This is a genomic window from Streptomyces sp. NPDC047886, from assembly GCF_043204435.1.
Classification (GTDB): Bacteria; Actinomycetota; Actinomycetes; order Streptomycetales; family Streptomycetaceae; genus Streptomyces.
This window is the reverse complement of sequence record NZ_JBIDCF010000014.1, coordinates 25,698-40,899: the sequence shown is the minus strand read 5'-3', so window position 1 is coordinate 40,899 and position 15,202 is coordinate 25,698. Positions and strand designations below refer to the sequence as shown.

The window sequence follows — 15,202 nt, the reverse complement described above, 5'->3', positions numbered from 1 at the left end:
TCGACGGCCTCGGCGACGTCAACGACCCCGGCGGACCCGACCCGTCCCACCGACGTGACCGCCTCGACCGCCCCGGCCGGTCCCACCGCCCCGGCGGGTCCCACCGCCCCGGCTGATCCCACCGCCCCTCCCACCGACCTGACCGTCCCGACCGCCGCCCCCAGGGAGCCGTAGACCATGAGCACGCCCGAAGAACGCCCGCAGCCCGTGGACGTACCCCTGATCCAGATCGGCGCCCCGGCGCAAGCGGCCGGTGGCGGCGGTGGCTGCGGCGACGGCTGCGGCTGTGGGGGAGACGGCGACATGGACGAGGTGTACGAGTGCGGGCTCGACCCCGCGCTGGCCGCGCTCCTCGTGAACGCCGGGCTGGACCCCGTACTGGTCGAGGACGTCGCGTACCGCGCCATCGAGGAGGACCTCGACGGCGGTGTGGACGTGACGACCGCCGCGACCGTCCCCGAGGACGCCGTGGCCACCGCCGACTTCACCGCCCGCGAGGACGGCACGGTCGCCGGCATCCACATCGCCGAAGCGGTGCTGTCCATCGTCTGCACCGACGAGTTCGAGGTCGAGCGGCACGTCTCCGACGGCGACCGCGTCAAGGCCGGGCAGAAGCTGCTGTCCGTCACGACCCGCACCCGCGACCTGCTCACCGGTGAGCGCAGCGCCCTGAACATCATGTGCCGGCTGTCCGGCATCGCCACCGCCACGCGCGCGTGGGCGGACGCCCTGGAGGGCTACAAGGCGAAGGTGCGCGACACCCGCAAGACGACCCCGGGGCTGCGCGCCCTGGAGAAGTACGCGGTGCGCTGCGGCGGCGGCGTCAACCACCGCATGTCGCTGTCGGACGCGGCCCTCGTGAAGGACAACCACGTCGTCGCGGCGGGCGGGGTCGCCCAGGCGTTCAAGGCCGTGCGGGAACGCTTCCCCGACGTGCCGATCGAGGTCGAGGTGGACACCCTGCACCAGGTGCGCGAGGTCCTGGACGCCGGTGCCGACCTGATCCTGCTGGACAACTTCACGCCGGCCGAGACGGAGGAGGCCGTCACCATCGTCGCGGGCCGCGCCGTCCTGGAGTCCTCCGGCCGCCTCACCCTGGCGAACGCCGCCGCGTACGCCGCGACCGGTGTCGACTACCTGGCGGTGGGCGCGCTCACCCACTCGTCCCCGATCCTGGACATCGGCCTGGACCTGCGCGAGGCCGACTGACCATGCTGCTCACCATCGACGTCGGCAACACCCACACCGTCCTCGGCCTGTTCGACGGCGAGGAGATCGTCGAGCACTGGCGGATCTCCACGGACGCCCGCAGGACCGCCGACGAGCTGGCCGTCCTGCTCCAGGGCCTGATGGGCATGCACCCGCTGCTCGGCGACGAGCTCGGCGACGGCATCGAGGGCATCGCGATCTGCTCCACGGTCCCGTCCGTCCTGCACGAGCTGCGCGAGGTGACCCGCCGCTACTACGGCGACGTCCCGGCGGTCCTGGTCGAGCCCGGCATCAAGACGGGCGTACCGGTCCTGACGGACAACCCCAAGGAGGTCGGCGCCGACCGCATCATCAACTCGGCGGCGGCGATCGAGCTGTACGGCGGCCCCGCGATCGTCGTGGACTTCGGTACGGCGACGACGTTCGACGCGGTCAGCGCGCGCGGCGAGTACGTGGGCGGCGTCATCGCGCCCGGTATCGAGATCTCCGTCGACGCGCTCGGCGTCAGGGGCGCCCAGCTGCGGAAGATCGAGGTGACCCGCCCGCGCAGCGTGATCGGCAAGAACACGGTGGAGGCGATGCAGTCGGGCATCATCTACGGCTTCGCGGGCCAGGTCGACGGGGTCGTGCAGCGGATGCGCCGCGAGCTGGCCGGCCCCGGCGGCGACCCGTCCGCCGTCACGGTCATCGCGACCGGCGGACTGGCCCCGATGGTGCTGGGCGAGGCGTCCCTGATCGACGAGCACGAGCCGTGGCTGACGCTGATCGGCCTGCGGCTGGTGTACGAGCGGAACGTCTCGCGCATGTGAGGGCCGCGCCCCGGGAGCACGCCTTCCCCAAGGCGCCCCCGCCCGGGGCACGCCTTCCCCAAGGCGCCCCCGCCAGGGGCACGCCTTCCCCAAGGCGCCCCCACCCGGGGTACGCCTTTCCCAAGGTGAGGCGTACCCGGGGTACGCCTCACCCGAGGCGCCCTGCCCGGTGCACCCCGGCTTCGGGTACGCGTGCCCACCGGCCCGGCCCGGGGCCGCCCGCCCGGGGTAGGCCAGCAGGGGCGGGACAACGCGCCCAGCGATCCCGCCTAGACGAATTTTGTCCGATAAGCACGTATTGTCGGAGCATGCCCACGCCATACGGATCACGAGGCGGCCTGGCGTTCAGCGCAGACGAGCTGCGAGTGCTTCGACGCGCCCTCGGCCACGCCCTCCACCCCACCCCACTGGACGACGAGGACGTACGGGACTGTTTCCGGCTCGCCGACGCCGTGGACGAGGCGGCCCGTGAGGCCGGCCGGATGCGGGCCTTCGTCCTCGCGGACCTGGGCCGCTACCGGACCTCGCTGCCCGGTGCGGCCCCCGGCTACCTGGAGCTCCTCCAGGACGCGCTGGCCGCCGGCTACGACCCCCGCCCCGACGACCTCGCGGCCCTGCGGACCCTGCGTTCGACGCCCGCCGGTGCCGCGCTGCTGAGCCGCTGCCAGCTGCTGGCCGAGCGGTCGCTGCGCGCCCGCCTGGCGGGGCGCCGCCCCGCGGCGGCGACGGCCATGGTGCCCGCGCCGGCCGGCCCGCGCACCCGGCTGTTCGCCCTCCCGGGCGGCCGCTCGGGCGAGGGCGGCGAATCGAAGCCGAGGCCCCCCAAGCCGCCGGCGCCCGCGCCGGAACGGCCCGTCCCCAAGCCGTCCGAGGTGTTTCCGCCGCGCCGCCGTCCCGCGCCGCCGCCCCCGTCGGAGAAACGCGCGGCCGGGTAGCTAGTCTGGACGGCATGGAATACGTATCCGCGCTCCTGCCGCCCGTGGGGATGGCCGCGTTCTTCATCGGCCTCGTCGTGACGATCGTCAAGAGCCAGGGCGGTCCGAACAAGGCCAAGGAGGACGCGGCCGTGGACGCGGCGCTCGCGCGCGCCGAGGCCGCCCGCCAGGCGGAGGCGTCCCCGCAGACCGGCCGCGCCTGACCGCAGCCGCCTCCCCGCGCCCACCCGGCGGTGGCCGCCCCACCGCGCCCACCCGGCGGCGATCGCCCCACCGCGCCCACCGGCGGCGATCGCCGCACCGCGCCCGCCCGGCCGCGCCCGCCCGGCTGGCCGGCCGTGAGCCCGGGGAGCGGGAAGGCGCCCTGGCTGCGGGGCGTCCGCCGCGCGGGCGGGGCTCCCTTAGAGGACGTACGACCGGTTTACGTCGTACGTCCTTTTTGTTATGTCAATAGCAAGCTATTCCGACATCTCACACTATGGTGGCGACGTGCCCCGTCAATTGGGAGAGCTTGAAGACGCCGTCATGACACGCGTCTGGCAATGGAACCGCCCCGTCACCGTCCGGGAAGTGCTGGAGGATCTCCAGCAGGAACGGTCCATCGCCTACACCACCGTCATGACCGTGCTGGACAATCTCCATCAGAAGGGCTGGGTGCGCAGGGAAGTCGCCGGCCGCGCCTATCGATATACCGCCGTCTCGACGCGCGCCGCCTACTCGGCCGCACTGATGAACGAAGCCTGGTCGAAGAGCGACAACCCGGCGGCGGCACTCGTCGCCTTCTTCGGCATGATGTCGCCGGAACAGCGCGAAGCTCTCGGCGATGCCATCCGCATCGCGCGACGAGACACTCCCGATGAGCACTCCTCATCCCCGGAACCGGAAGCCGAAGCGGAAGGCCGTGGTGAAGTGCGAGGCGAACCGCACCGGCAACCGGAACGGGAACACCGACCGGAACGGGAACAGGGCCCGGAACGGGAACAGGGCCCGGAAGAAGCCCACGGGCACCCCGAGGGCGCCGATGGCGGCACCGGCCCCGAGCGATAGCGTCTCCAGCCATGTCCTCCTCAGAGCACCCGTCTCCACGCCCCAATGCCGCTGTGAAAACCGTGACCGTCCGGCGGGCCAGGACCACCGATGTCCCGGCGGTGCGCCGCCTTGTCGACCCGTACGTCGGCTCGGGCATCCTGCTCGACAAAGCGACCGTCACGCTTTACGAGGACATCCAGGAGTTCTGGGTCGCGGAACGCGACGAGGACGCCGTCGTTGTCGGCTGCGGCGCACTCCATGTGATGTGGGAAGACCTCGCCGAAGTCCGCACTCTCGCCGTCGACCCCCACTTCAAGGGCGCCGGTGTCGGGCATCAGGTGCTGGACAAGCTGCTGGACACCGCCCGGTGGCTCGGTGTGCGCCGGGTATTCTGCCTGACCTTCGAAGTGGACTTCTTCGCGAAGCACGGCTTCGTGGAGATCGGTGAGACGCCCGTCGACGCGGATGTCTACGCGGAGCTCCTGCGTTCCTATGACGAGGGTGTCGCCGAGTTCCTCGGTCTCGAACGAGTGAAGCCGAACACCTTGGGCAACAGTCGGATGCTTCTGCACCTGTGACCGAGAGCGGCCCACGATCCCGAACGGGATCCAGAACCGCGATCCCGAACGGGTTCCCGAACCGCGATCCCGAACGCGGATCCAGAACCGGGATCCAGAACCGCGATCCCGCACCGGCATCCCGCACCGGCATCCCGTACGGCATCGTGAACGGATCCCTATGTCCGAATCGCGCACGTTTCCCGCGTTCTCGCGGTTCTGAACCTCTCCCAAGGGTTTGTGTTTTCCAGAGAAAAGCGGTTTCCTTTCCGCGTACTGCATTTTCGATGAAAGGAAATCCGGTGGCACAGAAGGTTCAGGTCCTTCTTGTCGACGACCTCGACGGCGGCGAGGCGGACGAGACCGTGACGTTCGCTCTGGACGGCAAGACCTACGAGATCGACCTCACCACCGCCAACGCGGACAAGCTGCGCGGTCTGCTGGAGCCGTACACGAAGAGCGGCCGGCGTACCGGCGGCCGTGCCGCAGGTGGCCGTGGCAAGGGCCGCGCCGCCTCGGGTGGCAGCCCGGACACCGCGAAGATCCGCGCGTGGGCCAAGGAGAACGGCTACAACGTGAACGACCGTGGCCGCGTCCCCGCCGACATCAAGCAGGCCTACGAGGACGCCAACCGCTGAGTGCCCGTGGCGGCACGCAGCAGTCGTACCCGATGGCACTCCGTGGCCGCGGCGGCGACCAGCCGCGCGAGCGAAGGTGCGCCGCCACCGCCCCCCACGGCCGACAGGGCCGGGAGCGTCGGCTCCACCTCACGTCCGGGCTCAGGGGGGCGTAGCCACACAGCGGCGCCGTGGGCGCCGGATCCGCTCCATCCAGGGGGAATCGGGGCGGTCATCCGGCCGCCCGCCCCGTGCGCGGTCAGATCCAGGGCGATTCCGCCCCACTCCAGCCAGTCGAGGAGACCGGGCAGCTCGTCAGCGCTCCCCGCGGCCACGAGCATCAGCACCCGGCTCCCGTCGATCGCGACGGGCCAGCCGCCATCGACGCGTCCCAGTACGGCGGGCGCGGCGGCGGCGGGCAGTTCCAGCGCGTCGAAGCGCAGCCCGGTGCGGAGCCGCACCGGCGGTCCCGCCGCCGTGGCCCAGCCGAGCTCGTGCTCGTACCACCGCGCGGTGCCACCGTCGAGCGGCGTACGAGGGAGCGGGACGGTGAAGGCCATACCCGGGGAACTCCCGACGCGTCCCGGAAGTTACGGAATGTGCGGGGTCGATCGCGCTGGGTCGCGGAAGCGGGGGCGTGCGGACGCTCTCCGCAGCGCAAGGATGTTCGCCCGTAGCGGAGGGAACCGGGGTGCGCCGCATGGAGTGTCACTGCCAACGGGTAAGACATCCCTTGTGGGGAGGGGCGACACGCAGGCGCGGACGTCTCACGTTCGCCATCGGCGTAGTGCCGGTAGGGCTAACTGCCTGGCCTGCGGGAACATCGTCTCGCACCATCGGGTTGGAGCATTTGTCGGCGTTCGGGTCAGGAGGCCATCGACGGGTGTCGGCAGTTGGAATGAGCGGTCCCCGCTTGCGGGACTAAGCTGCGGAAGGACAGGGAGGGGACCGACCCCTTACTGCCTGACCGCTCTGAGGAGCGATTAACGATGTTCGAGAGGTTCACCGACCGCGCGCGGCGGGTTGTCGTCCTGGCTCAGGAAGAAGCCCGGATGCTCAACCACAACTACATCGGCACCGAGCACATCCTCCTGGGCCTTATCCACGAGGGTGAGGGTGTCGCCGCTAAGGCCCTGGAGAGCCTCGGGATTTCGCTCGAGGCGGTCCGCCAGCAGGTGGAGGAGATCATCGGCCAGGGGCAGCAGGCCCCGTCCGGTCACATCCCCTTCACCCCCCGTGCCAAGAAGGTCCTGGAGCTGTCGCTCCGCGAGGCCCTTCAGCTGGGCCACAACTACATCGGCACGGAGCACATCCTGCTCGGCCTGATCCGCGAGGGCGAGGGCGTCGCCGCCCAGGTCCTCGTGAAGCTCGGGGCCGACCTCAACCGGGTGCGGCAGCAGGTCATCCAGCTGCTCTCCGGCTACCAGGGCAAGGAAGCCGCCACGGCCGGTGGCCCTGCCGAGGGCACCCCCTCCACGTCCCTGGTCCTCGACCAGTTCGGCCGGAACCTCACCCAGGCCGCTCGTGAGTCCAAGCTCGACCCGGTCATCGGGCGCGAGAAGGAGATCGAGCGGGTCATGCAGGTGCTGTCCCGCCGTACGAAGAACAACCCGGTCCTCATCGGCGAGCCCGGCGTCGGAAAGACGGCGGTCGTCGAGGGCCTGGCCCAGGCCATCGTCAAGGGCGAGGTGCCCGAGACCCTCAAGGACAAGCACCTCTACACCCTCGACCTCGGTGCGCTGGTCGCCGGCTCCCGCTACCGCGGTGACTTCGAGGAGCGCCTGAAGAAGGTGCTCAAGGAGATCCGGACCCGCGGCGACATCATCCTGTTCATCGACGAGCTCCACACGCTGGTCGGTGCGGGTGCCGCCGAGGGCGCCATCGACGCGGCCTCCATCCTGAAGCCGATGCTGGCGCGCGGTGAGCTCCAGACCATCGGTGCCACCACGCTCGACGAGTACCGCAAGTACCTGGAGAAGGACGCCGCGCTGGAGCGCCGCTTCCAGCCCATCCAGGTCGCGGAGCCGTCGCTGCCGCACACCATCGAGATCCTCAAGGGTCTGCGCGACCGGTACGAGGCGCACCACCGTGTCTCCATCACGGACGAGGCGCTGGTGCAGGCCGCCACCCTGGCCGACCGGTACATCTCGGACCGCTTCCTGCCGGACAAGGCGATCGACCTGATCGACGAGGCCGGTTCCCGGATGCGTATCCGCCGGATGACCGCGCCGCCGGACCTCCGCGAGTTCGACGAGAAGATCGCGGGCGTCCGCCGGGACAAGGAGTCGGCGATCGACTCCCAGGACTTCGAGAAGGCGGCGTCTCTCCGCGACAAGGAGAAGCAGCTGCTGGCGGCGAAGGCCAAGCGGGAGAAGGAGTGGAAGGCCGGCGACATGGACGTCGTCGCCGAGGTCGACGGCGAGCTGATCGCCGAGGTCCTCGCGACCGCCACCGGCATCCCGGTCTTCAAGCTGACGGAGGAGGAGTCCTCCCGTCTGCTCCGCATGGAGGACGAGCTGCACAAGCGCGTCATCGGGCAGAAGGACGCCATCAAGGCCCTCTCGCAGGCGATTCGCCGTACGCGGGCCGGCCTGAAGGACCCGAAGCGCCCGGGTGGCTCGTTCATCTTCGCCGGCCCGTCCGGCGTCGGTAAGACCGAGCTGTCCAAGACGCTCGCCGAATTCCTCTTCGGCGACGAGGACGCGATGATCTCGCTCGACATGTCGGAGTTCAGCGAGAAGCACACCGTTTCCCGCCTCTTCGGCTCCCCGCCCGGATACGTCGGTTACGAAGAGGGCGGCCAGCTCACCGAGAAGGTGCGCCGCAAGCCGTTCTCCGTCGTCCTCTTCGACGAGGTCGAGAAGGCCCACCCCGATATCTTCAATTCCCTTCTCCAGATCCTGGAGGACGGTCGCCTGACCGACTCCCAGGGCCGGGTCGTGGACTTCAAGAACACGGTCATCATCATGACGACCAACCTCGGGACCCGGGACATCTCGAAGGGCTTCAACCTCGGCTTCGCGGCCCAGGGCGACGTCAAGACCGGATACGACCGGATGAAGGCGAAGGTCAACGAAGAGCTGAAGCAGCACTTCCGGCCCGAGTTCCTGAACCGTGTCGACGACACGGTCGTCTTCCACCAGCTCAGCCAGGACGACATCATCCAGATCGTCGACCTGATGATCGCCAAGGTGGACGAGCGCCTCAAGGACCGCGACATGGGCATCGAGCTCAGCGGCTCCGCGAAGGAGCTCCTCGCCAAGCACGGCTACGACCCGGTGATGGGTGCCCGGCCGCTGCGCCGGACCATCCAGCGCGAGATCGAGGACATCCTCTCGGAGAAGATCCTCTTCGGCGAGCTGCGGCCCGGTCACATCGTGGTGGTCGACACCGAGGGCGAGGGTGCGGAGAAGAAGTTCACCTTCCGCGGTGAGGAGAAGTCGGCTCTGCCGGACATCCCGCCGATCGAGCAGGCCGCGGGCGGCACGGGCGGCCCGAACCTGTCGAAGGACGCGTAACGCCGCGCTGAGGCCGTAGGGCCGCGAGGCAGCGACACCTGAAGGGCTCGTCCCGGACCGTATCCACGGTCCGGGACGAGCCCTTCTTCCGTCTCAGAGCGCCGAGGACTCGCAGGCGCTCGCAGCCGCTCGCAGCGCTCTGCGTGCCTTCAGCGCTCCCAGCGCTCCCCGCGCTTTCCGAGCCCTCAGCGTGCCGAGCCCTCAGCGCTTTCCGAGCCCTCAGCGCTTTCCGAGCTCTCAGCGCGTTCCGAGTTCTCCGCTCTCAGCCCTCCCAGGTCGTGACGGTCAGGCGGTCACCGAAGAGCTCGTGGCCGATGACCTGGCGTTTGACGGACGACGACAGGCCGATCGAAAGCCCGGGGACGTCACGCAGCGGCCTCAGGTCCAATCGCCTCCCGCTCCCGCTCCCGCTCTCGCTCTCGCTCTCGCCCGTGATGGTGCCGTTCAGTTCGAGGGCGCGCAGCCGGGGCAGCCCGGCCAGGGCCTCCAGATCCGCGGTGCCCACCCGCACCCGGGACAGGGAAACCGTGCGCAGACCCGGCAGGCCCCTCGGCAGCGTCCCGGCCGCCGCGGCGGGGCAGAGCGCGAGGGACAGCGATTCCAGGCGACCCGACCCGCTCAGGAAGCCCAGGTCCGTCAGGACGTGGTTGTTCGAGATGTCGAGGTGCGTGGCCTCGTGCCCGGCGAGCGCCGCCCCCAGCTCGTCGCCGGTGAAGTCGCCCATGATCACCACGTGTCCGGCACGGCGAAGGCGGGGCAGCTGTGCGAGCTGCTCCCGGGTGGACACGACGACGAGCACCGCCGTCAGGTCCACGCGGCCCAGGACCTCGCGGGCGTACTCCTCCGCCGGATAGGCGGACCAGCGAGAGGCCAGCCACGGACTGGGCCGTCGGCCGTCGGCCACGAAACGCCGGGCGTACGGGATGGCCTCCCGGCCTCCGATCTCGTTGAGCAGCTGGAACGTCGCGTCGTCGGCCAGGGCGGGCCGCTCGCCCGGTTCGGGGAGCAGCGGCAGGACGTACGGGCCGAGCCGGGCCAGTTCCCGCAAGCGCGTGGCGTTCGCCGGCGGCAGGACGCCGCGTACCGCCGCGCGGGTGCGTTCGTCGGTGTGCTCGTCCAGCCACGCGGCGTGCTGGGCGCACAGGGCGGCCAGCACGTACAGGCTCGTGCGGCGGTCGCCCTTGGCGGCGTCGCCCGCCTGCAGCAGGCCGTTCACCAGCATCGGCAGCCGACGGCGTGAGCAGTGCCCGGCGGCGAGCAGCAGGACGTCGTGCCACTGCTGGTCGTGGGCGTGCTGGAGCATCTCCTTCAGGTTGTCGTCGTCCACGAACTCCTTTGCCGCCAGGAAGTCCTGGAAGGTGCGGTGCGCGAACTGGAACGTGTCGGCGGAACGCTCCTGGAGGAGGCCGCTGCGATTGAGGAGATGGTTCAGGACGGCCTCCGGGCCGCCCTGGTCCCGTACGCGGGGCATGCCCGGCAGGGCGCGGGCCAGCTGGTGCAGCGCCTGGTCGCGGGTGAACTCGGTCTGGCCGCCGCGCACCAGCCAGGCCGCGATCCGCTGGAGCAGCTGCTGATGCTCCTCCACGTTCATGGTGATGCCCTCGGGGGCGTCGACGCTGCGGCGGCTGTCGCGGGTGCCCAGGAGCATCTGGAGCGCCGATTCGTACAGGGCCCACCGGGTGTCCGGGAGGAAGCCCTGCCGCAGCCGGTGCAGGGCGCAGATGACCGCGCAGAGCAGGGGGGTGCGGGCGAGGTCGCTCAGGGCGGGGTTCCTGGCGAACTGCTGGGCGAGACCGCGTTCGAGGTCGTCCAGGTCCTCGTGCGGGTCGGCGTCGAGGCGGGCCGCCCTGTGCCAGGCGCTGACGAACGCCTGGATGTCGGTGTCCCGCATGGGCAGCAGTGTCAGCTCGTCGAACCCGGCGGACGCGAGCCAGGCCGGTTCGACGGCGAGCGGCCGTACGGTCGCCACGCAGCGTGTACCGGGGAAGCGGGCCAGCAGGCCCGACAGCCAGGCGTGGGTGGCTTCGCGCTCCTCCCGTGGCACCTCGTCCAGGCCGTCGACCAGCAGCAGCGCTCGGCCGTCCTTGAGGACGCGGCCCGCCCAGCCGTCCGGCGCGGTGTCCACCATGAGCCGGGCGGCCCGTGGCAGCTCCTCAGGGGTGGGCAGGGCGTCCCCGCGGGCGCGGAGCGTGCGCAGCGGCACCACGAACGGCACCCGCCCGTTCAGCTCGGCGAGCTCGGGGCCGAGCGTGCCCGCGGCGGCGTGCGCGGCCAGCCACCACAGCAGGGTCGTCTTCCCGGCGCCCGCGTCGCCGCGCAGCAGCACCCGGGGCCGGGACGCCAGCAGGTCCTCGACGCGCTGGGGTGCGGGCGCGGTGGCGGCGGGCTCGCGGGAGGCGGCCTCCAGGGACAGGTACGCGGTGTCGAGGTCCCACTCGGACGCCCGTTTGCCGAGCTCGTCCAGGCCGAAGATCCTCGTCCGCCGGTAGGCGGCGCCGAGGGCCTCGGCGTACTCCTCGGCGTACGCGCGGTCCTCGACGTGCGGACCGGTGAGGGGCGGGAGGTGCGCTGTCAGGAAGACCCCGGCGGTGGACATGAAGACTTCCAGGAACCGGTTGTCGGCGGTGACCGACGGGAGGGGGACGCAGTGGGCCCGCCGGTGGCCCCGTCCCGGGGGGATCTCGCGCACGATGCCGACGAGGCTGGCGCCCGCGAGGACCGGTGCCCCGGACAGTCCGGCGAGCGGCGACGGCCCGCCGGTCGGCTCCGTGGCGGGCGGGCGGTCGAACTCGAAGACGAGCCGGTTCCGTACGAGCCCCGCCAGGGGGAGGACCGTGCCGCTGAACTGGTCCAGGTCGAGCCTGCGCCCGTCGTCGTACCGCTGGATCCGGGGAAAGCCGAGGATCTCGCAGCCGCGTACCGGGTGCTCGGTGTCCAGCTCCCTGAGGTCGGGCACGTACCGCTCGTCGACCACGTGGTCGAGGAGCTTGAGCAGGGCCGCGTCGAGCCGCCGGTCCGACCAGACGACCCGGCCGGGCAGGGGGTGCGGGCGGCCCGGGAGCGCCACGGCGACAGGGCCGTCACCGACGACATGGGCGCAGGTGAGCACCGTGTCGGTGCTCAGCAGGACGCCGCTGCCCTGGCGCTCGCCCAGGACGGCGACGGCGCCACGCGGACTCAACGCGACGCCTCCCGCACGGCGCCGCCGAAGTCGGTGACGTCCGCCGCGGCATCGTCGCCCACGAGCCAGCCCCTGCCCGTGCGCGCGTCGCGGGGTTTGAGCGTGAACGCGACCCGGTGCGTGTCGCCGGTCGTGCGGGCGGCGTCGGCGCCCGCCTCGACCACCCACGCCTTGACCTTCGTCCCGCCCTTGATCTCCTTGCGGAGTTCGATGGTGAACTCCATCTCGATGTCGCCCATCTCGAAGACGACGGGCTGCCCGGTGGCGCGGGTCGCGGCGTCGACGAGCTGGTCGCGTACGGAGGCGATGGCGTCGGCGAGTTCGATGCTGGTCATGGCCCGGACCGTACCCTCCGTACGGTCCGGGCGACGGGGCTTCGGCGGAACAACCCGGCTGTCAGCAGGGCGAGTCCGGCTTCCGCCAGGCGCACTCGACGTCGGTTGACCCCTCGGGCGGCTCCTCGGTGGCCCGGGTGGAACGGGGCTCCGCCGTGCGGATGGCGCCGGCGGCCGTGTCGGACGAGGCCAGGGTGACGACGACAGCGTCCTCGACGCTCTTCACCGACGACGCCAGGTAGTTGTTGAGGACGACGCTGTAGACGAGCCGCCGCCCGGCCGCGTCCGTGACGTAGCCGGACAGGGCCGACGCACCCGTCAGCGAGCCCGTCTTGGCATGGGCGTTGAGCGCGGCCGGGGTGCCGCACATACGGTTGCGCAGGGTGCCGCCGACCGCGCGGTCCTGGGCGCAGGCGACGGGCAGTGACGCGTACCAGTCGGCGTACCAGGGGGCGTCCTGGACGGCGACGAGGAGCCGGGTGAGTTGGGCGGCGGGGAAGAGGTTCATCCGGGACAGTCCGGAGCCGTCGACCTGACGGAGCTGCCCGGTGTCGACGCCCTCCTTCTTCAGGTACGCGGCGATGGCGGCGAGCCCGTCGCTCCAGGTGCCGCGCCCGGAGACCTCGTGGCCCATGGTCTTGGTGAGGGCCTCGGCGTGCATGTTGTTGGAGAGTTTCATGAAGGGGTGCATCAGCTCCTTCAGCGGCATGGAGCTGTGGTCTGCGAGGAGCCTGGCGGTGACCGGGGTGGCGACGCCGAGCCTGGTGGGGCCGTCGACGCGTACGCCGTGGGCGGCGAGGGCGTCGGCGAAGACGGCGGTCGCGTAGCCGGTCGGCTGGTCGACGGTGACCCACTCCTTGGTGGGGGAGGCCGACAGGGGGATCTCGCCGGTGATCACGATGGTGTTGGTGCCGTGCTCGCGCTCGATGGCGAGGGTGTCGGGGCGGCCCGCCGGGACGGTGACCGCCCGGTTGGCGATCCGTACGTAGTCGGTCTTCGGCACCAGGCTGACCTGCGGTTTCACCCCTGCGGTCGCGGCCGGGGAGGCCTGGACGGCGATGGTGCCCGAGTCGTAGTCGGTGTCCGGGGCCAGGGTGAGCGGCGAGATCTGCGCCGAGTAGTACGAGGACTCGTCGTCGGCGGCCCAGGAGCGGCCCAGGCGGTGGGTGTCGAAGCGGGTGTCGTCGGCGACGAGCCGGCCGGTGACCCGGGTGATGCCGGAGGCGGCGACCCGGGCGGCGAGCCGGTCGTAGTCGGTGGCGAGGGTGGTGGGGTCGCCGGTGCCCCGTAGGTAGAGGTCGCCGCGCAGGACGCCGGAGGTGCGGCGGCCGACGGTGAGGACCTCCGTACGGAACCGGTGGTCCGGGCCGAGCAGGGCCATGGCGGCGATCGAGGTGGCGATCTTCGTGTTGGACGCGGGCATGAGCCGGTCGCCGCTGTCCCGCTGGTACAGGACGTCGCCGGTCGTGGCGTCGGCGACGGCCACGCTGACGGCACCGCCGTCGAGCCGGGGGTCGGTGAGGATCCTGTCGATGGCGCCCTTGAGCCCGGTGTCGGAGGGGCCGGCGCCGGCCGGGGAGCCCGTGAGGCCGACGAGGCCCAGGAGGGCCGCGATGCTCACGAGGCCGGCGGTCAGTGTGGTGAGCGTGGTCCGGGTGGTGGCCGGTGTGGTCCGGGGGGTGGAGAGACGGGTGTGCGGGCGAGGCGCGGATGGCGCGGATGGACGCGTCACGGGTCTGCTCATGGCACAGGAGCATCCCGGAGGGGACGCGGAGCCGGAAGAAGGCGTGGCGGGACTTCGGACCCGGAAAAGGTGGCGTTCGGGCCCGCTGGTCGTGACAAGGCGCACAGCCGTTCCGAGCGGTACTAGCCGGAATAGTGGGATGTTTCGGGCATGTGGCGCCCAAGGGGGTGGAGTGGCCCTGCCGATGGCACCCTGCTGGTGGGTGCGCCCATGGGGCCGACGGGTCGCGGCGGGGGGCCGCCTTGGACTTCGTAGGAAACTGCGGCTTTTGTCCATAAATGCTGGTGTTGCGCAGGAGAAGGGGGTGGACGTCAAGAAGGTGGGTCACACACCCGTTTCTACGACCGAATGTCGTAGATGGGGCGTTTGGGGTGGGATGGGAGAAGCCGGTACCAAGGGATGACCAGCCGCCCGGCGCACCGCTCGCGTCGGGTCCGTTCTTGCCCGGAGGTCTTCCCCGCATGTCGAAGCGCGTCAAGCAGTCCGCCCGTAACGCCGCCGTCGCCGCCCTCGCCGCCGCCGGCATGGGAGCGACGATGGTGTTCGGAGGCGGTACTGCCGTCGCCGCCGAGGTGCAGGCCGCGCCCGCCATCGAGGCGTCGGCGGCCGTCGCCGCCCAGGCCGACGCCCAGGCCGCCGCCGCGAAGAAGGCGGCAGCCGCGAAGGCCGCTGCCGCGAAGGCAGCCGCTGCCAAGAAGGCCGCAGCCGCGAAGAAGGCCGCCGCTGCCAAGGCCGCTGCCAAGGCCGCCGCCAAGAAGGCCGCCGCCAAGAAGGCCTCGTCCTGGGTCAAGCCCGTCGTCGGCTACACGCTGACCGCCAGCTACAACCAGGGCGGCAACATGTGGACGAACAAGCACTCGGGCCAGGACTTCGCGGTTCCGGTCGGCACCGCCGTCAAGGCCACGCACGGCGGCACCGTCGTGAAGGCCGGCCCCAACGGTGGCGGCGACGGCCCGGCCTACGGCAACGCCGTGGTGATCAAGCACGGCAACGGCACGTACTCGCAGTACGCGCACCTGTCCAAGATCAACGTGAAGATCGGCTCGAAGGTGAAGACCGGCCAGGTCATCGCCCGCTCCGGCAACACCGGCAACTCGTCCGGCCCGCACCTGCACTTCGAGATCCGTACGACCCCGAACTACGGCTCGTCCGTGAACCCGGCCAAGTTCCTGCGGGCCGAGGGCGTCACCATCTGACGCACGGCACGCACGGCCCCCAGCGGGACACGCACCGCAGGCTCGGCGCGCGGCAGCGGGACACGCACCACA

Annotated in this window: 13 protein-coding genes; 9 read left to right on the top strand and 4 right to left on the bottom strand. The window is 71.2% G+C overall.

What is annotated here, in order from left to right:
• Positions 1-177: 177 nt before the first annotated feature.
• The 7 genes from nadC (at position 178) to ACGF5U_RS30035 (ending at position 5,177) form a co-directional block, all read left to right on the top strand.
• Positions 178-1,209, top strand: coding sequence for a carboxylating nicotinate-nucleotide diphosphorylase (gene nadC / locus ACGF5U_RS30065; RefSeq protein WP_392717772.1), 1,032 nt, complete (start codon positions 178-180; stop codon positions 1,207-1,209).
• Positions 1,210-1,211: 2 nt separating this feature from the next.
• The gene (locus ACGF5U_RS30060) at positions 1,212-2,018 is read left to right on the top strand and encodes a type III pantothenate kinase (RefSeq protein ID WP_392717770.1); all 807 of its coding nucleotides are present in this window, start codon (positions 1,212-1,214) and stop codon (positions 2,016-2,018) included.
• 338 nt (positions 2,019-2,356) lie between these two features.
• Positions 2,357-2,953: a hypothetical protein gene (locus tag ACGF5U_RS30055; RefSeq protein WP_392717917.1), complete on the top strand. Its 597-nt coding sequence runs from the start codon at positions 2,357-2,359 to the stop codon at positions 2,951-2,953.
• Between the two features lie 14 nt (positions 2,954-2,967).
• Positions 2,968-3,156 carry a hypothetical protein gene (locus tag ACGF5U_RS30050; RefSeq protein ID WP_392717768.1) on the top strand — a complete coding sequence of 63 codons (189 nt, stop codon included), beginning with the start codon at positions 2,968-2,970 and terminating at the stop codon, positions 3,154-3,156.
• Between the two features lie 322 nt (positions 3,157-3,478).
• Positions 3,479-4,000, top strand: a complete 522-nt coding sequence (locus ACGF5U_RS30045) for a BlaI/MecI/CopY family transcriptional regulator (protein ID WP_392717915.1) — start codon at positions 3,479-3,481, stop codon at positions 3,998-4,000.
• An 11-nt stretch (positions 4,001-4,011) separates the two neighbouring features.
• Positions 4,012-4,560: an amino-acid N-acetyltransferase gene (locus ACGF5U_RS30040; RefSeq protein WP_392717766.1), complete on the top strand. Its 549-nt coding sequence runs from the start codon at positions 4,012-4,014 to the stop codon at positions 4,558-4,560.
• Positions 4,561-4,841: 281 nt separating this feature from the next.
• Complete coding sequence (locus ACGF5U_RS30035) at positions 4,842-5,177, top strand: Lsr2 family protein (RefSeq protein ID WP_392717764.1); 336 nt, start codon at positions 4,842-4,844, stop codon at positions 5,175-5,177.
• On the opposite strand, the gene ACGF5U_RS30030 is transcribed toward ACGF5U_RS30035, so the two are convergent.
• Entirely contained in the window at positions 5,156-5,716 is a 561-nt protein-coding gene (locus tag ACGF5U_RS30030; protein ID WP_392717762.1) for an SCO3374 family protein, read from the bottom strand. The genes ACGF5U_RS30035 and ACGF5U_RS30030 overlap by 22 nt on opposite strands.
• 429 nt (positions 5,717-6,145) lie before the next feature.
• Here ACGF5U_RS30030 and ACGF5U_RS30025 point away from each other — a divergent pair, with 429 nt between their 5' ends.
• Complete coding sequence (locus ACGF5U_RS30025; protein WP_392717760.1) at positions 6,146-8,674, top strand: ATP-dependent Clp protease ATP-binding subunit; 2,529 nt, start codon at positions 6,146-6,148, stop codon at positions 8,672-8,674.
• A 262-nt stretch (positions 8,675-8,936) separates the two neighbouring features.
• Here ACGF5U_RS30025 and ACGF5U_RS30020 read toward each other — a convergent pair whose 3' ends face one another.
• From ACGF5U_RS30020 to dacB, 3 genes are all read right to left on the bottom strand, one after another.
• Positions 8,937-11,855 (bottom strand): NACHT domain-containing protein, encoded by a 2,919-nt coding sequence (locus tag ACGF5U_RS30020; protein WP_392717758.1) that lies wholly within the window; start codon positions 11,853-11,855, stop codon positions 8,937-8,939.
• Positions 11,852-12,190 (bottom strand): trypco2 family protein, encoded by a 339-nt coding sequence (locus ACGF5U_RS30015; protein WP_392717756.1) that lies wholly within the window; start codon positions 12,188-12,190, stop codon positions 11,852-11,854. Before ACGF5U_RS30015 ends, ACGF5U_RS30020 begins: the two co-directional genes overlap by 4 nt.
• A gap of 61 nt (positions 12,191-12,251) precedes the next feature.
• A complete protein-coding gene (gene dacB / locus ACGF5U_RS30010; protein ID WP_392717754.1) occupies positions 12,252-13,934 on the bottom strand; it encodes a D-alanyl-D-alanine carboxypeptidase/D-alanyl-D-alanine-endopeptidase in 1,683 nt (560 codons plus the stop codon).
• A gap of 461 nt (positions 13,935-14,395) precedes the next feature.
• On the opposite strand from dacB, the gene ACGF5U_RS30005 reads away from it, so the two are divergent.
• Positions 14,396-15,130: a M23 family metallopeptidase gene (locus ACGF5U_RS30005; protein WP_392717752.1), complete on the top strand. Its 735-nt coding sequence runs from the start codon at positions 14,396-14,398 to the stop codon at positions 15,128-15,130.
• Positions 15,131-15,202 lie beyond the last annotated feature (72 nt).